15 protein-coding genes are annotated in these 19,878 nt (G+C 34.1%); 2 read left to right on the top strand and 13 right to left on the bottom strand.

Going from position 1 to position 19,878, the window contains the following annotated elements; all coding sequences use genetic code 11:
* The 13 genes from Q0822_RS03135 to Q0822_RS03075 form a co-directional block, all read right to left on the bottom strand.
* Entirely contained in the window at positions 1-936 is a 936-nt protein-coding gene (locus tag Q0822_RS03135) for an acetylornithine carbamoyltransferase (RefSeq protein WP_299120033.1), read from the bottom strand.
* Between the two features lies 1 nt (position 937).
* Positions 938-2,065, bottom strand: a complete 1,128-nt coding sequence (locus Q0822_RS03130) for an aminotransferase class III-fold pyridoxal phosphate-dependent enzyme (RefSeq protein WP_299120030.1) — start codon at positions 2,063-2,065, stop codon at positions 938-940.
* Positions 2,062-2,862 (bottom strand): pyrroline-5-carboxylate reductase, encoded by an 801-nt coding sequence (gene proC, locus Q0822_RS03125; RefSeq protein ID WP_299120028.1) that lies wholly within the window; start codon positions 2,860-2,862, stop codon positions 2,062-2,064. Before proC ends, Q0822_RS03130 begins: the two co-directional genes overlap by 4 nt.
* A gap of 88 nt (positions 2,863-2,950) precedes the next feature.
* On the bottom strand, positions 2,951-3,928 hold the full coding sequence (gene argC, locus Q0822_RS03120) for an N-acetyl-gamma-glutamyl-phosphate reductase (RefSeq protein ID WP_299120026.1): 978 nt from the start codon (positions 3,926-3,928) through the stop codon (positions 2,951-2,953).
* A complete protein-coding gene (locus tag Q0822_RS03115; protein WP_299120024.1) occupies positions 3,925-5,109 on the bottom strand; it encodes an argininosuccinate synthase domain-containing protein in 1,185 nt (394 codons plus the stop codon). Before Q0822_RS03115 ends, argC begins: the two co-directional genes overlap by 4 nt.
* Positions 5,106-5,729 (bottom strand): GNAT family N-acetyltransferase, encoded by a 624-nt coding sequence (locus Q0822_RS03110; RefSeq protein ID WP_299120021.1) that lies wholly within the window; start codon positions 5,727-5,729, stop codon positions 5,106-5,108. Before Q0822_RS03110 ends, Q0822_RS03115 begins: the two co-directional genes overlap by 4 nt.
* A 405-nt stretch (positions 5,730-6,134) precedes the next feature.
* Positions 6,135-7,712, bottom strand: coding sequence for an NADP-dependent glyceraldehyde-3-phosphate dehydrogenase (locus tag Q0822_RS03105; RefSeq protein ID WP_299120018.1), 1,578 nt, complete (start codon positions 7,710-7,712; stop codon positions 6,135-6,137).
* A 13-nt stretch (positions 7,713-7,725) separates the two neighbouring features.
* Positions 7,726-8,994, bottom strand: a complete 1,269-nt coding sequence (ilvA, locus tag Q0822_RS03100) for a threonine ammonia-lyase IlvA (RefSeq protein WP_299120015.1) — start codon at positions 8,992-8,994, stop codon at positions 7,726-7,728.
* A gap of 21 nt (positions 8,995-9,015) precedes the next feature.
* On the bottom strand, positions 9,016-10,518 hold the full coding sequence (gene ilvC / locus Q0822_RS03095; protein WP_299120013.1) for a ketol-acid reductoisomerase: 1,503 nt from the start codon (positions 10,516-10,518) through the stop codon (positions 9,016-9,018).
* Between the two features lie 45 nt (positions 10,519-10,563).
* Positions 10,564-11,094 carry an acetolactate synthase small subunit gene (gene ilvN, locus Q0822_RS03090; protein ID WP_299120010.1) on the bottom strand — a complete coding sequence of 177 codons (531 nt, stop codon included), beginning with the start codon at positions 11,092-11,094 and terminating at the stop codon, positions 10,564-10,566.
* Positions 11,095-11,096: 2 nt separating this feature from the next.
* Positions 11,097-12,833 carry a biosynthetic-type acetolactate synthase large subunit gene (ilvB, locus tag Q0822_RS03085; protein ID WP_299120008.1) on the bottom strand — a complete coding sequence of 579 codons (1,737 nt, stop codon included), beginning with the start codon at positions 12,831-12,833 and terminating at the stop codon, positions 11,097-11,099.
* Positions 12,834-12,850: 17 nt separating this feature from the next.
* Positions 12,851-14,530 (bottom strand): dihydroxy-acid dehydratase, encoded by a 1,680-nt coding sequence (gene ilvD, locus Q0822_RS03080; protein WP_299120006.1) that lies wholly within the window; start codon positions 14,528-14,530, stop codon positions 12,851-12,853.
* Between the two features lie 197 nt (positions 14,531-14,727).
* Positions 14,728-16,758: a glycoside hydrolase family 65 protein gene (locus Q0822_RS03075; protein WP_299120004.1), complete on the bottom strand. Its 2,031-nt coding sequence runs from the start codon at positions 16,756-16,758 to the stop codon at positions 14,728-14,730.
* 187 nt (positions 16,759-16,945) lie between these two features.
* Here Q0822_RS03075 and Q0822_RS03070 point away from each other — a divergent pair, with 187 nt between their 5' ends.
* Together Q0822_RS03070 and Q0822_RS03065 are read left to right on the top strand one after the other, a co-directional pair.
* Positions 16,946-18,271: a sugar porter family MFS transporter gene (locus tag Q0822_RS03070; protein ID WP_299120002.1), complete on the top strand. Its 1,326-nt coding sequence runs from the start codon at positions 16,946-16,948 to the stop codon at positions 18,269-18,271.
* Entirely contained in the window at positions 18,261-19,877 is a 1,617-nt protein-coding gene (locus tag Q0822_RS03065; protein ID WP_299120000.1) for a glycoside hydrolase family 32 protein, read from the top strand. The genes Q0822_RS03070 and Q0822_RS03065 overlap by 11 nt, the downstream gene beginning before the upstream one ends.
* Position 19,878: the final 1 nt, after the last annotated feature.

The raw sequence follows: 19,878 nt of genomic DNA, 5'->3' as shown, positions 1-19,878 counted from the left end.
TTATAGGTTTTCTAAAATTTGCTTCAACACAACTTGTGCAGCATAAATTCTATTATTAGCTTGTTGAATCACAATAGATTGATGACTATCTAAAACAGCATCTTCAACAACAACATTTCGTCTTACTGGCAAACAATGCATAAATTTTGCTTTGCCTAATTTCTCTTTAGTCATCATCCAATTCTCATCTTCATTGAGAATTTGACCATAATCAGAATAACTACTCCAATTTTTTACATAGACAAAGTCAGCATCTTTTAAAGCCGCTTCTTGATTGTAGTTGATTGTTGAGTTTTTTGTGATTTGTGGGTTCAATTCATAACCTTCAGGATGTGTAATGGTTAAATCTACATCTAAATTCTGCATCATTTCAACAAATGAATTGGCAACGGCTTGTGGTAATGCTTTGGGATGAGGTGCCCAAGATAATACGACCTTTGGTTTCTTTTTTTCTGTTAATTCAGATATTGTAATCGCATCAGCCAAAGCTTGCAATGGATGAGCTGTGGCACTTTCCATATTTACAATAGGAACCGTTGCGTATGTTTTAAAACTATTTAAAACTAATTCCGATTCATCTTTTGCTTTGTCTTTCAGTGTTGGAAAGGCTCTAACTGCAATTATGTCTGCATATTGCGAAATCACTTGTGCAGCTTCCTTAATGTGTTCGGATTTGTCGATGTTCATTATCGTACCATCTTCAAACTCTAAATTCCATGCATCATTTACATTAAGAATCATCACATCCATGCCTAAGTTTTTTGCCGCTTTTTCAGTGCTCAAACGTGTGCGTAAACTCGAATTAAAAAATAACATCACTAAGGTTTTGTGTTGTCCCAGTGTTGAATACTCAAAAGGATTCATTTTTAATAAAATGGCCTCCTTAATCGTTTCAGAAAGGTTGGAAATGTCTTTTATTGTTGAGTAATTTTTCATCTTAGTTCAATTCTTTTTGCAACGCATCAAATAAGCTATCGATGTGTTTTTTCCTAATAGTTAAAGGCGGAAGAATTCTAATTAAATTAGGGTTTTTTGCACCTCCTGTAAAAATATGATGCTTAAATATGAGTGCTTTTCTCAATTCCGAAATGGGAAAATTAAACTCTAACCCAAGCATTAATCCTCTTCCTTTAATAGTTTTTAGATTTGGCAATTCTTTTGCTTTTTCAACGAAGTATTCAGAAATGGCAGTGGCATTTTGCATTAGGTTTTCTTCCTCAATAACATCTAATACAGAAAGTGTTGCCGCACATGCCAAGTGATTTCCTCCAAATGTAGTGCCTAACAGACCAAAAGACGCTTTTATTGATGGATGAATTAAAATACCTCCAACCGGAAACCCATTTCCCATACCTTTAGCAATTGAGATAATATCTGGAGTAATATTATGTTTTTGAAAAGCAAAAAAGTCACCTGTTCTTCCAAAGCCAGATTGTACTTCGTCTGCTATTAAAACCGTATCGTATTGTTTACATAGTTTTTCTAAACCTTGATAAAACTCAGTTGTGCTTTGATCTAATCCACCAACGCCTTGAATACACTCTATAATTACTGCACAAGTTTTGTTTGCTTTTAAAATGGACTTAACAGATTCTAAATCGCCAAGTTCAACAAAATCGACTTCTTGCTGTGCGTTTAATGGCGCAACCACTTTTGGGTTATCGGTTGCAGCGACTGCAGCTGAAGTTCGTCCATGAAACGAATTTTTAAAAGCCAATATTTTGTGTTTCCCATTATGAAAAGAAGCAAGCTTTAATGCATTTTCATTGGCTTCTGCTCCAGAGTTGCACAAAAACAATTGATATGCTTTGCAACCTGATAGATCTTCTAATTTATCAGCCAGTTGCGTTTGCAACGGATTCTTTATCGCATTACTATAAAACCCGAGTTTTTCAATTTGATTCGTAATAGCTGACACATATTTTGGATGTGAATGTCCTATAGAAATCACTGCATGTCCTCCATATAGATCCAAATATTCTATGCCTTTATCATCGTAAACGTAGATGTCTTTTGCACTTACAGGTGTGACGTCATATAAAGGATAAACATTGAATAAGCTCATATCTGTTCTTCTTTAATGTTATTAATTTTATTGAATGAAGCGACCATACCTTGTATTAATGATGAGCTTAGTCCTTTATGTTCCATATGATTTAAACCAGTGATAGTACAACCTTTAGGTGTCGTTACTCTGTCTATTTCTTCTTCAGGATGGTCTCCATTTGTAATCAATAAATTTGCAGCACCTTCTGAAGTGTGCATCGCTAACTCTTGTGCTTCTTTAGCGTCAAACCCTAATTGAATTGCGGCTTGTGTTGTTGCCCTAATTAATCGCATCCAAAATGCAATTCCGCTTGCGCAAACTACCGTTGCAGCTTGCATTTGAGATTCTGGAATTGCTAAAGTGTGTCCTAATCTATTGAAAATAGCTTCGGCAATTTTAATGCGCTTTTTGCCTTTTTCATTACTACATAAACAGGTCATTGATTTACCCACGGCAATAGCAGTATTTGGCATCGCCCTAATGATAAACTGGTCGCTACCAACTTGAGATTCAATTTTTGGAATTAAGTAACCTGTTATTGTTGAAATCAGCACATGGTTTTCAGTCAAATATGGTTTAATATCATTTAAAATCTGTTCGAAATGCGAAGGTTGTACAGCGAAAATTAAAATATCCGATTGTTTAACAGCTTCAATATTATCAGAAGTCAGAACCACATTATTATAACCTTTAAACTCTTGAATATCATTTAGATTCCTCTTTGTTAAATACAGTGTGGTTATAGCATTATTGGTAATCAATCCTTTTGCGATTGACTTTCCTAAGTTTCCTGTTCCTATGATTGCGATTTTCATATGTATGTCTTTTTGTGTCATTACGAAGGAAGAATGACTGAAGTAATCTCATTAAACAGATTGCTTCGTTCCTCGCAATGACGATTCTTTAAAAAAAGTTAGCTTTTAAGTTTAACCCTTCAGTTTCTTCAAAACCAAATGCTAGATTCATATTTTGAATGGCTTGACCTGAAGCACCTTTCAAGAGGTTATCAATAATGCTTGTAACTAATAATTTGTTGTTGTGTTTATGTAAATGAATGATACATTTATTAGTGTTAACCACTTGCTTTAAATGAATGTCTTCATCTGAAATAAAGGTGAAGGCAGCGTCTTTGTAATACCTTTTATAGAGAGATTTAGCATCTTCTAGTGTACCTTCAAACTCTGTGTAAGCCGTTGCAAAAATCCCTCTTGAAAAATTACCACGATTTGGCATGAAATGTATCTCAGTATTAAAGTCAGTTTGCAACTGATTTACAGTTTGATTGATTTCACCTAAATGCTGATGTGTAAATGCCTTGTAATGTGAAAAATTATTATCTCTCCAGGTAAAATGAGTGGTCTTAGACAATGATGTACCTGCTCCAGTTGCACCAGTGACGGCATTGACATGAATATCATCTTTGACTAATTTAGCATCTGCCAATGGTAACAATGCCAATTGAATTGCTGTAGCAAAACAACCTGGATTGGCAATATAATTTGCACCTTTAATAGCTTCTTTTTGTAATTCTGGTAAACCATAAACAAACTCTTTTTTATTATATAGTTTGTCGGCTTTAAGTCTGAAATCGTTACTTAAATCAATGATTTTTGTTTGATCAGAAAAAGTATTCTGTTTTAAAAATGCTTTAGAATTTCCATGACCCAAACACAGAAATAACACATCGACATTAGTATTAATTTCACTTGTGAATTCCATTTCGGTAGAACCAATTAAATCCTGATGTACTTTGTAAACCTTATTACCAGCATTTGATGTGCTGAAAACAAAGTAAATAGTAACCTCTTTATGATTGATTAATAATCTAATCAACTCTCCAGCTGTATAACCAGCTCCTCCAATAATTCCTGCTTTAATCATAATCCTGAATTTACTTGTTGATAGATTTTATTTTGATTACCATTAATTTTAATAAAGCCTTTAGCCTCATCTGCTGTCCAGCCTTTGTTTTCTTCTCCATAACTCCCGAATTTGGCATTCATTAAATCGTGTTTAGAAGAAATACCGTCTAAATTGAAATGATATGGTTTTAGAGTTATAAAAACATCACCTGAAACTTTATCCTGACTACTTTCAAAGTAAGCCTCCATATCTCGCATGACAGGATCTAAATATTGGCCTTCGTGTAAATGCATTCCGTAAAAATTAGACAAGTAATCTTTATGTTGCAATTGCCATTTGGTTAAAGTGTGTTTCTCTAATAAATGATGCGCTTTGATAATGATTAAAGCTGCTGCTGCTTCAAATCCAACTCTGCCTTTTATGCCAACAATAGTGTCTCCTACATGAATATCTCTACCTATTCCATAAGCTGAGGCTAAGTCGTTAAGCAGTTCTATATTCTTCTCAGAAGAATCAGTTTTTCCGTTTAAAGCAACAAGCTCACCTTTTTTTAAAGTCAAAGTAATTTTTTCTTCTCCATCTTTTATTAATTGCGAAGGATACGCTGATTCTGGTAATGGTTTTTCTGAAGTCAATGTTTCTTCTCCACCAACACTTGTTCCCCAAAGGCCTTTGTTAACTGAGTATTTGGCTTTGTTCCAAGATATATCAATTCCGTTTTCTACGAGGTAATCTATTTCTTGCTGTCTTGTTAGTTTACCATCTCTAATAGGTGTGATTATTTCTATTTCTGGAGCTAAAGTTTGAAAAATCATATCGAAACGTACTTGGTCGTTTCCTGCACCTGTACTTCCGTGAGCGATATATTTTGCATCAATACTTTTTGCATATTCAACAATCTCAATTGCTTGAATAATTCGTTCTGCACTCACAGACAAAGGGTAGGTGTTATTTTTTAGTACATTTCCAAATATTAAATACTTAATCACTTTATCGTAATACGATTCGATGGCATCAATATTTTTATAAGTTGAAACACCCATTTTATAGGCGTTATCCTCAATAGTTTTAATTTCTGTTGAAGTAAAACCACCTGTATTGACACTAACTGCGTGAACATCATAACCAGCTTTGCTTAAGCTTACTGCACAATAAGAAGTGTCTAATCCTCCGCTATACGCTATAACTAATTTTTTCATTTTTTTTCTTTCTTTAGGAACATAGATTGTTTAATGTTTTTCAATCTTGTCCATACTTTTTTGTCAATATTTTTCTCTTCTGCTTTTTCGGTGTCCATTTTATTAGGATCGAATAGCATGCCTGTACACAAGCACATTTTCTGTTCGGTTCTAGTTAAAACATCAAAGTTTTTACAGGTTTGGCAGCCTTTCCAAAAGGATTGGTCATCTGTTAGTTCTGAAAATGTGACAGGTTTATAACCTAAATCGCTATTCATTTTCATGACCGCTAATCCAGTCGTTATACTAAAGACTTTTGAATTTGGAAATTTTGCTCTTGAGTGTTCAAAAATTACTTTTTTGATTTTCTTTGCTAGACCTTGATTTCTAAAATTTGGGTGTACAATTAATCCAGAATTGGCAACAAATTTTCCATGCCCCCAAGATTCGATGTAACAAAAGCCAGCGAATTCATCTCCTTCTAAAGCGATTACAGCGTTACCATTTTCCATTTTGGTAATGATGTATTCTGGTTTTCGCTTTGCGATACCTGTGCCTCTGACTTGTGCAGCTTCTTCTATGGTTTTGCAGATGATGTCTGCATAAACTGTATGTGATTTGTTAGCAATAACAATTTTCATTGCAATTGAGTTTTAATTAAATAATATGATTTTGTTTTTTGAAAGCTGAACCGGACTCACCTAAGTTCAATAAATAGAAATACACCCTAAGGGCGACGAGGAAAAAAGCGGCGTACAATTCTATGATTATCTGTTGAGATAATTAAAGATTGAAAATGATATTTAAAATTTGAGATGTACACGATAAAAAAATAAAAATGAATATAGAGTTTGTTGCTAGATTGAAGAATTAGCGACGGCGAAATGGTCTGGGTGTTCTATATTTATGTGATAGTGTAATCATAATGCTAATCTACATATTAAATTTCTAATATCAAACGATAAGATTGTGTTTCGTCCAAAATTTATGAATTTCGAATTAAATGACTTTCAAATTATAAATATCTCATGCATAACCTCTTTTGTTTAAAGAATATAGTCTGTACTCACAAAATTCGAAGCTTTAGAATCCATTAAATCCTTTAAAATAGCGTTGTTATAATCATTATCTTTTGATGCTACAAAGGTTCTAATTGAAAATGAGCGTAAGGCATCATGTACACTTAATGTTGCAACAGCTGAATCTTTTCGACCTGTAAATGGATATACGTCTGGTCCACGTTGACAAGAGCTATTTAAATTCACACGACATACCAAATTCACCAAAGTATCAATTAAAGGTGCTAGTGTTTTCACATCTTTACCAAACAAACTTACTTGTTGTCCATAATTTGAAGCTGCCATATCCTCTAAAGGTTCTTCAATATCTGAAAAAGGGATAACTGGTATAACTGGACCAAATTGCTCTTCTTCGTAAACACGCATGTTCTTTGAGACAGGATATAACACTGCTGGAAAAATATAATTCTCAGTAGTGTGTCCACCTTTTTTATTTATAATTTTTGCTCCTTTATCTATAGCATCATCAATTAAATCTTGAATATAAGCTGGTTTATCGGGTTCGGGTAATGGTGTTAATTTTACACCATCTTCCCAAGGATTTGCAAATTTTAATGCATCTACTTTTTCAGAAAAACGGGTATTGAACTCTTCCACTATGGCTTCATGAACATACAATACTTTTAGTGCAGTACATCGTTGACCATTAAAAGAAGTTGTGCCTGCAATACACTCACTTATGGCTAAATCTAAATCCGCATCTGGTAATACAATTGCTGGGTTTTTTGCTTCAAGACCTAAAACTAAACGCAATCTATTACTTTTTGGGTGCTGATTTTGTAAGGCGTTTGCAGATTTACTATTACCTATCAAAGCTAAAACATCAACTTTGCCAGATTGCATAATTGGTGCTGCAACAGTTCTTCCACGACCATAAATTATATTAACAACACCTTTAGGAAAACTATCTCTAAAAGCTTCTAGTAATGGCGAAATCAATAAAACACCATGCTTTGCTGGTTTGAAAATAGCTGTATTTCCCATGATTAATGCTGGAATCAAGAGTGCAAATGTTTCATTTAAAGGATAATTATATGGCCCTAAACAGAGTACAACTCCTAATGGACCTCTTCTGATATGTGCATTGACACCCGAATTTTTTTCAAACTTGGCACTATTACGATCCATTTGTTTGTAGTCTTCAATGGTATCATATATATATTCTACAGTTCTGTCAAACTCTTTTTCTGAATCTGGTAGATTTTTACCGATTTCCCACATTAATAATTTTACAACTTCTTCACGTTTAGTTTTCATTTGCTCTACAAACTTTTCCATACAAGCGATTCTGTCCACAACTTTCATCGTAGGCCATAAACCTTGTCCTTTATTGTATGCAGAAACAGCAGAATCTAATGCCTTTAAGGCTTCTTTTTTTCCTAAAGTCGGTATGGTTCCAAGAAGTGTAGGCCTATAATCTATTGTAGAAGAAATTGTAGAATAAATTTCCGAAGTTTCACCTCTCCAAGTTATCAATGCTCCTTCTACTAAATAGGTGTCTTGGTTAATAGTGTCTTTGATTTGGTATTGTTGAGGGATATTCATAAAGTTTTTTAGTTTAGACTAAGAATTGAAATAAATCAGGTTTATCGTTAAGATAATCTCCATAAAAATTATGAAGCTTCATTTTGGTAATTAAAGGTTCTAAGTCGTTTGGATGTTTTAACTCTAAGCCAACTACAGCAACATCATTTTCTCGATTTGCCTTTTTTGTATATTCAAAATGTGTAATATCATCTGTAGGTCCTAAAATCTCTGCAACGAATTCTCTTAATGCACCTGCTCTCTGTGGAAATTTTATTATAAAATAATGTTTTAAGTTAGCATAGAGTAGTGCACGTTCTTTAATTTCTGCAGTACGCGTAATGTCATTGTTGCTTCCGCTAATAACACAGACAACATTTTTACCTTTGATTTCATCTTTAAATTGCTCTAAAGCTGAAAGACTCAGTACTCCTGCAGGTTCTGCGACGATAGCATCTTTATTATAAAGGTCTAATATAGTTTGACAAATTTTACCTTCATCTACTTCGACAACGCGATGTAATGTCTCCTTACAAATCGCGAAATTTAAATCACCAACCCGTTTTACTGCAGCACCATCAACAAAATTATCTATGGATCTTAGCTCTGTATTTTTGTTTGCCCTAATAGAGGTTAACATTGCTGCAGCACCTTTTGGTTCTACACTAATAATTTTTGTTTGAGGTGATAAAATTTTAAAAACTGATGATAATCCTGCTGCGAGTCCACCACCTCCAACTGGTACAAAAACATAGTGAATAGGATGTGTTTTTGCCTGATCTATAATTTCCAAACCAACAGTTGCTTGTCCTTCTATGACTTTTTCGTCATTGAAAGGATGAACAAAAGTCTTGTTCATTTCTTCGCTTTGTAGTTTTGCTGCATGATATGCATCATCAAAAGTGTCACCAACTAATACGACGTCTATGTAGTCTTCACCAAACATTTTTACCTGTTCAATTTTTTGATTAGGTGTTGGTGAAGGCATGAAAATGGTACCTTTTATTTTTAAAAGTTTACATGAAATAGCTACACCTTGTGCATGATTACCTGCACTTGCACATACAATTTCGTTTTCAATTTGAGAGGCATTTAAAGATGAAATTTTATTGTAAGCTCCTCTAATTTTATACGAACGTACTTCTTGTAAATCTTCTCTTTTAAAGTAAATATTGGCACCAAAATATTTAGAATAACGCGCGTTTTTGGTTAAAGGTGTCACTGAGGCTATACCTTTTAATTTATCAGCAGCAGCTTCAATGGCTTTTAGCGTTGGTCTATATGTCGTCTTGGTTTCTTCCATTTCTATAAATACTTTTTGTACTTAAGCTAAAACAGAATCTTGAGTTTGAACATCAGACTTTATAACTTTCATTGCTGTCATTGCAGCACGTAAACGTTGACCAACAGCTTCTATAGGATGATTTCTTATCGCATCATTCACCGCAATTAATTCTATGTTATCAACACCACTTGATTTTGAAAAAGGTTTTCCAATGATAGATGTGTCAACAGTTTTCATAAAATCAGTTAATAATGGTTTACAAGCATGGTCAAATAAATAACAACCGTATTCAGCAGTATCAGAAATCACACGATTCATTTCAAACAGCTTCTTCCTTGCTATTGTATTTGCAATTAACGGTAATTCGTGTAACGATTCGTAATACGCAGAATCTTCTATTATTCCTGCTGCTACCATAGTTTCAAAAGCTAATTCGACTCCAGATTTTACAAAAGCAACTAGTAAAACACCGTTGTCAAAATACTCTTGTTCAGAAATATGATCTGAAGTTAAAGTAGTTTTTTCAAAAGCAGTTTCTCCAGTTTCCGCTCTCCATTTTAATAAATTAATATCGTCATTAGCCCAATCTTCCATCATGGTTTTTGAGAAGTGACCAGAAATAATATCATCCATATGTTTTTCAAACAATGGGCGCATGATTCCTTTTAATTCTTCTGATAATTCGTAAGCTTTAATTTTAGCAGGATTGGATAAACGATCCATCATATTGGTAATTCCGCCATGCTTAAGTGCTTCGGTAATAGTCTCCCAGCCAAACTGAATTAATTTAGCTGCATAACCAGGTTCTATACCTTCTTCAACCATTTTATCAAAAGATAAAATTGCTCCAGTTTGTAATAGGCCACAAAGAATCGTTTGTTCTCCCATTAAATCAGATTTTACTTCAGCAATAAAAGACGATTCTAAGACACCAGCGCGATGCCCACCAGTTGCTGCAGCATAGGCTTTTGCTTGTGCCCAACCTTTACCTTCAGGGTCATTTTCTGGATGTACAGCAGTTAATGTTGGTACTCCAAAGCCTCGTTTATATTCTTCTCTAACTTCTGTACCTGGACATTTTGGTGCAACCATAATTACGGTTAAATCTTCACGGATCTTTGTGCCTTCTTCAACAATATTGAAACCATGAGAATAACTTAGAGTTGCTCCTTTTTTCATTAAAGGCATAACTGCTTTTACCACATTAGTATGTTGCTTATCTGGTGTTAAGTTTAACACCAAATCTGCTGTAGGTATTAACTCTTCATAAGTACCAACAGTAAATCCGTTAGACGTTGCGTTTTTATAAGAATCACGTTTCTGATCGATTGCGACTTGTCTTAAAGTATAAGAAATATCTAGTCCAGAATCGCGCATATTTAATCCTTGGTTAAGCCCTTGCGCACCACAACCTACTATCACGATTTTCTTTCCTTTTAATGCGTTTACACCATCTTCAAATTCTGAAGCATCCATAAAGCGGCATTTTCCTAATTGCTCTAATTGTAATCTTAATGGTAATGTGTTAAAATAATTTGACATTGTTTCTAATTGTTTTTTAAACTAAATATTTGTCTATAATTTGTATTAATGTTGAAATGCTTGGAGCATTGTTGATATTTTCATTTCATCCTTGGTAACTGCTACACGTCCTGAACGTGTGAACTGCATGATTCCAAAGACGTTTAGTTCTCTATATAGTAAATCGATTTCTTCTTTTCTACCAGATTTTTCAAGAACAAAAAAGGCTTTGTTTACTGTTACAATTCTGGCATTACTTTCCTTGATTATATTCTGAATCTGACGTTCGTCAAATAACAAATCAGACTTAATTTTAAATAAACATGATTCTTGATAAATGATTTCGTCTTCAGTATGATAGTATGCTTTAATTACTTCGACTTGCTTTTCAATCTGACCTATGACTTTTTTCATTTGTGACTCAGTAATATTGACCACAAGTGTGAATCTTGATACGCCTTCAATCTCAGAAGGTGATGTGTTAAGACTTTCAATATTCATGTGTCTTCTTTGGAATATTGCAGAAATCCTGTTCAACAATCCTATATTATTTTCGGTATAAATTGAAACGGTAAATTGTTTGTTTTCGTTTTCCATAACTACTCTAGTCTTATATCTGAAACACTTGCACCTGTTGGAATCATAGGGAAAACATTGTCTTCCTTTTCTACTCTAACCTCTAAGAAATATGGGCCTTTACAATCAATCATTTCTTTTACAGCAGCTTTTAAATCTTTTCTTTCGGATACTTTTTTAGCATCGATGTGATAGCCTTTTGCAATGGCTACAAAATCTGGATTTACCATTTCTGTAGATGCATAGCGCTTATCAAAAAATAGTTGTTGCCATTGACGAACCATACCAAGAAATTCATTATTTAAAACCACAATTTTCACAGGTACTTTTTGCTGAAAAATTGTTCCTAATTCTTGGATATTCATTTGGTAACCACCATCACCAGCAATCATAACTACTTCACGTTCTGGTGCTGCCATTTTCGCTCCAATTGCAGCTGGTAAAGCAAATCCCATAGTACCTAATCCACCTGATGTAATATTACTTTTTGAAACATTAAAGTCAGCATAACGACATGCAATCATTTGGTGTTGACCAACATCGCTCACAATTGCAGCTTCTCCTTTTGTTTGAATGTTGATTTCTTTCAACACTTCTCCCATGGTTAAACCTTCCTTAGTAGGATGTAAATCACCTTTAATGACTTTATCGTATTCTACTTTATATAAATCTTTAAATCTTTGATGCCAGTCTTCATGCGAATTTGCATTCAATAATGGCAACAAGCTTTTTAAACTAGATTTAGCATCACCGAGAACAGCAACATCAGTTTTTACATTTTTATCTACTTCAGCAGGATCAATTTCAAAATGAACAATTTTGGCTTGCTTAGCATAGGTAGTTAAGTTTCCGGTTACACGATCATCGAAACGCATACCTATAGCGATTAAAACATCACATTCATTAGTTAAAACGTTAGGTCCATAATTTCCGTGCATGCCAACCATACCAACATTTAATGGATGTGATGTTGGAATAGCAGAAGCTCCTAAAATAGTCCAAGCAGAAGGAATTCCTGCTTTTTCAATAACCGCTTTAAATTCTTCTTCAGCTTTGCCTAAAATGACTCCTTGTCCCCAAACTATTAATGGTTTTTTAGCATTATTGATTAGGTCTGCAGCAGCTTTTAGAGAATTTTCATCTGTGCTTGGTACAGGTTTATAGCTTCTAACACCTTTACATTTTTCATATTTAAAATCAAACTCTTCAAACTGAGCATCTTTCGTAATGTCAATAAGTACTGGTCCTGGTCTTCCACTTTTTGCGATGTAAAATGCTTTTGCAAATACCTCAGGAATTTCCGAAGCTTTAGTAATTTGATGATTCCATTTAGTAACAGGTGTAGAAATACCAACAATATCAGTTTCCTGAAAAGCATCACTGCCTAATAAATGTGATCCTACTTGACCAGTAATACAAACCAATGGTGTAGAATCAATCTGTGCATCTGCAATACCAGTAATTAAATTAGTAGCACCTGGTCCAGAAGTAGCAATAGCGACACCAACTTTTCCAGAAATACGAGCATAACCTTGAGCGGCATGCGCAGCTCCTTGTTCATGGCGTGTTAAAACATGATGAATTTTATCCTGATACTTATATAACTCGTCGTAGACTGGCATAATTGCACCACCTGGATATCCATAAAGGGTATCAATACCTTCAGCTAATAAGCATTTTATAACAGCTTCGCTACCAGAAATACGTTCAGTAGTTTCTGTTGTTTTGATTTTATTTTTTAAGGTTTGAATTTCTTTCATCTTCTCTTCTCTGTAATTTAGAATTCATCAGTTACGCATCCTTTAGACGCTGATGATACTGTTTTAGCATATTTATATAGAACACCACGTTCAAACTTCAATTCTGGTGCTTTCCAATTTTGTCTTCTTTTTTGTAATTCTACTTCAGAAACTTCAACTGAAATAGTATTGGTTTCTGCGTCGATAGTAATAATATCTCCATCTTCAACAAAAGCAATGGTCCCGCCTTCTTGAGCTTCTGGTGTAATATGCCCTACGACAAAACCATGAGTTCCACCAGAGAAACGCCCATCAGTAATTAATGCCACATCTTTTCCTAAGCCAGCTCCCATAATGGCAGCAGTTGGTTTTAACATTTCTGGCATTCCTGGCCCACCTTTTGGACCTTCGTAACGAATAACTACAACATCTCCTTTTTCAACTTTTCCGTCTCTTATTCCGTCATTAGCATCATACTCGCCTTCAAAAACTTTAGCTTTTCCTTTGAAACTCAACCCTTCTTTTCCCGTGATTTTCGCTACACTACCTTCAGTAGCTAAATTGCCATAGAGCATTCTTAAATGTCCAGAAATCTTTATAGGTTCTTCAATTGGTTTTATGACATCTTGCCCTTCTCTTAAATCAGGAACATCGAGTAAGTTTTCAGAGATTGTTTTTCCTGTAACAGTTAAACAATCTCCGTGTATTAGCCCTTTTTTCAAAAGATATTTTAATACCGCAGGAATGCCTCCTACCGCATGTACATCTTCCATTAAGTATTTTCCACTAGGTTTTAAATCTGCCAAGAAAGGAGTATTATCACTTATATCTTGAAAGTCTTTGAGTGTAAAATCTATTTGAGCTGCTCTGGCAATCGCTAGAAAGTGTAATACTGCATTTGTAGAACCACCCAATATTGTTACTAGTCTCACTGCATTTTCAAGAGATTTTCTAGTAATGATGTCAGAAGGCTTAATATCTTTTTCGAGTAAAACTCTTAAGGCTTCGCCAGCTTTAATTGATTCTTGTTTCTTTTCATCACTTAATGCTGGGTTTGAGGAATTAAAAGGTAAAGTCATACCTAAAGCCTCAATTGCTGATGCCATAGTATTTGCCGTATACATACCTCCGCATGCACCAGCTCCAGGACAAGCCTTTTCTACTATATTCTGGTATTCGTTTTCAGACATAGTTCCTGCCACTTTGCTTCCCCAAGCTTCAAATGCAGAAACAACATCTAGTTTTTTTCCTTCATGGCATCCAGAATCAATAGTACCTCCATAAACCAAAATTGAAGGACGATTCAAACGAATCATAGCCATTAAGGCTCCTGGCATATTTTTGTCACAACCCACTACTGTTACTAATCCGTCATAACTCATGGCTTGGACAACGGTTTCCATAGAATCAGCAATAATATCTCTTGATGGTAATGAGTAGCGCATTCCTGGTGTACCCATAGAAATACCGTCGCTTACACCAATGGTGTTGAAAATTAAACCGACAACATCTTCATTTTTAGTGCCTTCTTTGACTAATTTCGCTAAATCATTTAGGTGCATATTACAAGGGTTACCTTCGTAACCTGTGCTAGCAATTCCTACAATAGGTTTAAAAAAATCTTCTTTTGTTAATCCGATAGCATGCAACATAGCTTGAGCAGCTGGTTGCGTTGGATCTTGGGTAACGGTTTTACTGTATTTATTTAATTGACTCATAGAATCGAGTTGTGCAAAAAATAGTTTATAGTACTAAATTACTTCTTGGTCTAATTCTACGTATATGTATCTTAGCTCTAAAGCTAAAGTCAAATAAGTTTTAGTGAATTTAAGTCACTGTAAATCAGTATTTTAATATAATATTAATATGATGTTCAAGAATGTTAAATTTTTAAATAAAAATTGATTTAGAAACTTTAATCAATTCTAAACGTCTTTTTTTCTTTACCAACTCCAGTTATGGTTAATGATTTCCATTGTTTTGGAAGTATCGGATTTTTTTGTTCTATACCGTTTTCGGTAAGGTGCAAACCACCAAAACCAAATAAAACAGTTTGTAACATACCACCAGCACCAGTTGCAAAATATGGATTGTTGCTCATTGCAGATTCAGCCAAAGCTCCAAAAGGAGGACGCTTGTTAGGTTCGTAACTTTCTTTAAAAAGTCTGAATGCATTATCACCGTCTCCCAATCTTGCGTAGATTACTGCAAATACTGATTTTCCCATTGCAGGTCCTTCTTCAGCAAGTTTAGGTTCATAATATTTTAAATCTTTAAGAACAGTCGTCTTGTCTGAAATTATATTTAGCGGATAGGTTAATAAATTAACATCAGCTTGCTTTATTCGATCTCCATTATATTTGCTGTGTTCCTTTGTTGTACCATCGGGAAATTTGTGAATCATAATTTTATTGGCATATTCTTTCCATTTTTTATCTGGTTCGATATTTAATTCTTTAGCAGCCAAATCAGCATACTTTAAGGCTGTAATTGCTGCTCCATTGGTAAATGCATTATCATCAACATTTGGGGCAAACTCATTAGCACCAACAACATTTTTTATTGAAAAGCTTCCATCACTATTTTTTGCAGAACGACTAACCCAATAATTAGCAACTTCTTTAAGCATAGGATAGCCTCTTTCTCTAAGCCATTCTTTGTTTTTTGTTACGCGGTAGTAGTTCCAAAATGCTATACCAATATCTGCTGTAATATGATGCTCAAAAGTCCCAGTTAAAGCCCACGCTGGAGTTGCTTCTTCACCAGTATCATCACTTTCCCATGGGAACATGGCTCCTTTATATCCAAAGTTGATTGCTTTTTGTTTGGCTTTGTCTAATCGGTCTGACCTGTAATTAACCAATGACCTGGCGATATTTTGGTTCAATAACAATAATGGTGGATACATCCAAAGTTCTGTATCCCAAAAAATATGTCCATTGTAATTTTGAGATGATAGTCCCATTGGTGCGATACTAAGGTCATTATCTCCGCGACCAAAAGCATATAAATGGTATAATGCTAAGCGCACGTCTTGTTGCGATTTTAAATCACCTTCAATAATTATATCCCCTTGCCATAATTCTTTCCATAATGATTTGTGTTGGTTTAATAAGTCTTCGCGAGGTGTAAGGAGATTAAAAATTACAAAACGTTCAGATTCTGTTTGTGGATCATGAAAATCTTGTGTTGAAGTTTGAGATGCTGTCCAAGCAAATTCTAAGTTGTCATTTTTTTTTAAGGTTCTTGTAAAGGACAGTTGATTGTTGTATTCAGATATTTTATTATGAACTAACTCAGGTCTCTGGTGTTCTCGAGTACTATTGATATCGTGCCAAATAAAAGTGCCTGAAGCAGCAACTGTATGTCGTTCTAGTCGACTTTTAGCTACAGTCTGTAATATTGGCATTGTAGTTTCTAAATCTTTTAGTATTCTAAACGTGCTAACAGGATTCTTATACTCTTCGGGTGTTTCTATTGAAGCCGTTGCTTTAACTACGATATTTTTTTTTGCTGTAATTTTTATATCGAGATACCCTGAGTATGCCACATTACGCAGTGCATACATGGTATATTCAATACTGGCGATATCCTTATAATCAAACCGTGTGATAAACCTTGCATTTTTCATATCTAAGGTTTGGTTCCAATTAGAAACGGTTTCTTGTGTAATTATTTCACCATCAATTTCAATGTTAATATTTTGAAAGTTAATGCCTTTTAGAATTCGACTCACACCCAATGGCGATTCTTTGTCATAAACATTATTCAGAATTATTTGTTCGGTTTTAAATAGTTTTTCAGAAGGTAATATTCCTAGGTGACCGTTGGCTACTGCAATACCTGTATAGTTAGTGTTATCTTTAGTTGAGATATTCCAACCATCATTTTGTGCCATAATTGAGGTGATGAAAAGACAAAATGCTAGAGATAAGATTATTTTCATTGTTTTATTATTTGTTGATTAGCTGCTAAAAGATAATAATATTTTAATGTAGATTAATAATAAACAATAACCATTTATCGTGATTGTAGTCGAAATCGTTTTCGGTTTATAAATCTGTGATTCTTGAACTGAATATTAAGAATGAATTAAAATTATAACTAACTTATTCCAATTAATTATACTTTTTATGAATAGGAAAATACTAGTTTGGTCAATCACAGCTGCGTTAGCAGGATTTCTTTTTGGTTTTGATACCGTCGTAATTTCTGGCGCAGATAAAAAATTACAAGCACTTTGGGGTTCTTCTGATGCATTCCATGGTTCAGTAGTAATGGCTATGGCATTATGGGGAACAGTTGTTGGTGCGTTATTGGGTGGAATTCCTACAAATCGATTAGGAAGAAAACAGACCTTAATATGGATAGGGATTTTCTATCTAGTATCTGCAATAGGTTCATCATTAGTGAATGATCCTTATAGTTTTGCCTTCTTTAGATTTTTAGGCGGAATTGGTGTGGGAGCATCTACAATTGCAGCACCTGCTTATGTTTCAGAAATTTCGCCTGCAAAGGATAGAGGGAGACTTGTAGCCTTATATCAGTTTAACATTGTTCTGGGAATTTTAATTGCTTTTTTATCTAATTACCTACTCAGAAATGTTGGAGAAAATGCATGGAGATGGATGATAGGTGTGGAGGCTTTTCCTGCGTTGATTTATACAATTTTAATATTCACTGTGCCCAAAAGTCCACGTTGGTTAATTTCTAAGAATAGAGATGAAGAAGCTAAAGATGTATTAGAGCTGATAAATCCTGATGGGAATGCAGACGAATTGATGGAAATAATAAAGGTTGAAAGTCAAAGCCATTCTAAAGGGGAAAATATTTTCATGAAGAAATATCGTTTTCCTTTAATGTTAGCTTTTTTAGTTGCTATGTTTAATCAATTTTCAGGTATTAATGCATTTTTATATTACGCACCAAGAATCTTTGAAGAAGCTGGTTTAGGTGAAAGTACAGCACTACTTAGTAGTATAGGTATTGGGGTTACAAATTTAATATTCACCTTATTAGGTGTATTTTTAATTGATAGATTGGGTAGAAAAGTGTTAATGTATATTGGCTCCATTGGCTATATTATTTCATTGTCATTAGTCTCAATGGCATTCTTTTTAGAATGGGAAGGATTGGCAGTTCCAATATTTTTATTCTTGTTTATAGCATCGCATGCTATTGGTCAGGGTGCTATAATTTGGGTTTATATTTCTGAAATATTTCCAAATCATTTAAGGGCAAGTGGACAATCATTTGGAACATCAACCCATTGGGTTTTAGCTGCTATTATTCCATCTTTAGTACCAGTTTTATTTTCATCAATTGGTGCAGGCACAGTATTTATGGTATTTGCTATAATGATGGTTTTTCAGTTGTTGTTCGTTATTTTTATGATGCCAGAAACTAAAGGTATTTCATTAGAAGAATTAAGTAAAAAATTAATACGAAATGATAAATAAAATTAAAAGTCAAAAGCTAGGTCTTATTGCCGTTTTCATAGCCTTGGTAATAGCATTTGGTTGTAAAGAAAATAAAACACCTGAAACTGAAACGCCAATAGTTTCAGCTGAAAATTTAGATGAGGAGTTTTATAGGCCGAATTATCACTTTACACCAAAAGCTAATTGGATGAATGATCCTAATGGTATGTTCTATTTAAACGGTACTTATCATTTATACTTTCAGTATTATCCAGACGGTAATGTTTGGGGACCAATGCATTGGGGACATGCCACTAGTAAAGATCTTATTATTTGGGAAGAACAGCCTATAGCCTTATATCCGGACGAGCTAGGCCTTATTTTTTCGGGAAGTGCTGTTGTGGATAAACAAAATACTTCAGGATTCGGAAAAGATGGAATTACTCCTGTTGTTGCCATATACACATATCACAACATGGATGGTGAAAAAGCTGGTGATATTGATTTTCAGACGCAAGGTATTGCTTACTCTTTAGATGAAGGCATGACTTGGGTAAAGTACAGTGATAACCCAGTTATTAAAAATCCAGGAATTAAAGATTTTAGAGATCCTAAAGTTATTTGGGATAGTCAAACGAATAAGTGGATTATGTCTTTGGCTGCAGGAAACAAAATTATGTTTTACAGTTCTGAAAATTTAAAGGATTGGGTATTTGAATCAGAATTTGGTGAAGACAAAGGAGAACATGGCGGAGTTTGGGAATGCCCTGATCTTTTTCCTATGAAAGTTGAAAATAGTGAGACCACAAAATGGGTTTTGTTAGTGAGTATTAACCCATCTGGCCCAAATGGTGGAAGTGCTACGCAGTATTTTATTGGAGATTTTGATGGTCATAATTTTGTGTTAGATAAAGATTTTGATCAACAATTATCTCAATCTAAGTCTATTTGGTTAGATTATGGTAGAGATAATTACGCAGGAGTGACTTGGTCTAATATACCAGAATCTGATGGTAGGCATTTATTTATGGGCTGGATGTCTAATTGGGATTATGCACGTGATGTTCCTACTTATAAATGGAGAAGTACTATGACTATTGCCCGAGAACTTCAACTTAGAAAAAACAATAACACTTTTAATTTAATGAGTTTTCCTGTTGATGAACTTAATCAGTTTGCAGATATTAAACTGTCTAAAATATCTTTAAGTAGTAATGAACTAAATGGTGTACTTAAAGATTTAGATGTTGACTTTGAAAAGTTAGGATTAGATTTTACTTTAAATGGACTAAAAAATGATGCTTACAAATTCGTATTTAATAATAAAGCAGGAGATACACTTACATTAGGATTAGACAATGAGACTAATGAATTATATATTGATAGACGACACTCTGGAAAAGTAGATTTTTCAGAAAAATTTGCACCTCACATATCAAAAGCGAAACTACCTAATAGTATTAAAGAATTGAAAGTTCAAATTTTATTAGATAAAACATCAGTTGAGGTATTTTATAATGATGGTGAATTTGTAATGACCGAATTGTTCTTTCCTAATAAACCCTTTGAGGAATTTTCTATAATAAGTAATGATGATGCTTTTATAATAGAGAATTTTAAAGTAAGAGAATTTAAGTTTAATTAAG

The sequence above is a fragment of the uncultured Winogradskyella sp. genome (assembly GCF_947496485.1).
Taxonomy (GTDB): Bacteria; Bacteroidota; Bacteroidia; order Flavobacteriales; family Flavobacteriaceae; genus Winogradskyella.
Note: the sequence above shows the minus strand (reverse complement) of the source record. Positions and strands in the feature narration are given on the sequence as shown.

Excerpts from the sequence above, each read along its gene's own strand:
- Q0822_RS03115 (WP_299120024.1), bottom strand. The coding sequence starts at position 5,109 with ATGAAAAAATTAGTTATAGCGTATAGCGGAGGATTAGACACTTCTTAT.
- ilvD (WP_299120006.1), bottom strand. The coding sequence starts at position 14,530 with ATGAGTCAATTAAATAAATACAGTAAAACCGTTACCCAAGATCCAACG.
- Q0822_RS03130 (WP_299120030.1), bottom strand. The coding sequence starts at position 2,065 with ATGAGCTTATTCAATGTTTATCCTTTATATGACGTCACACCTGTAAGT.
- ilvC (WP_299120013.1), bottom strand. The coding sequence starts at position 10,518 with ATGTCAAATTATTTTAACACATTACCATTAAGATTACAATTAGAGCAA.
- Q0822_RS03065 (WP_299120000.1), top strand. The coding sequence starts at position 18,261 with ATGATAAATAAAATTAAAAGTCAAAAGCTAGGTCTTATTGCCGTTTTC.
- Q0822_RS03110 (WP_299120021.1), bottom strand. The coding sequence starts at position 5,729 with ATGAAAATTGTTATTGCTAACAAATCACATACAGTTTATGCAGACATC.
- Q0822_RS03075 (WP_299120004.1), bottom strand. The coding sequence starts at position 16,758 with ATGAAAATAATCTTATCTCTAGCATTTTGTCTTTTCATCACCTCAATT.
- Q0822_RS03135 (WP_299120033.1), bottom strand. The coding sequence starts at position 936 with ATGAAAAATTACTCAACAATAAAAGACATTTCCAACCTTTCTGAAACG.
- argC (WP_299120026.1), bottom strand. The coding sequence starts at position 3,928 with ATGATTAAAGCAGGAATTATTGGAGGAGCTGGTTATACAGCTGGAGAG.
- Q0822_RS03105 (WP_299120018.1), bottom strand. The coding sequence starts at position 7,712 with ATGAATATCCCTCAACAATACCAAATCAAAGACACTATTAACCAAGAC.
- proC (WP_299120028.1), bottom strand. The coding sequence starts at position 2,862 with ATGAAAATCGCAATCATAGGAACAGGAAACTTAGGAAAGTCAATCGCA.
- ilvA (WP_299120015.1), bottom strand. The coding sequence starts at position 8,994 with ATGGAAGAAACCAAGACGACATATAGACCAACGCTAAAAGCCATTGAA.
- Q0822_RS03070 (WP_299120002.1), top strand. The coding sequence starts at position 16,946 with ATGAATAGGAAAATACTAGTTTGGTCAATCACAGCTGCGTTAGCAGGA.
- ilvN (WP_299120010.1), bottom strand. The coding sequence starts at position 11,094 with ATGGAAAACGAAAACAAACAATTTACCGTTTCAATTTATACCGAAAAT.
- ilvB (WP_299120008.1), bottom strand. The coding sequence starts at position 12,833 with ATGAAAGAAATTCAAACCTTAAAAAATAAAATCAAAACAACAGAAACT.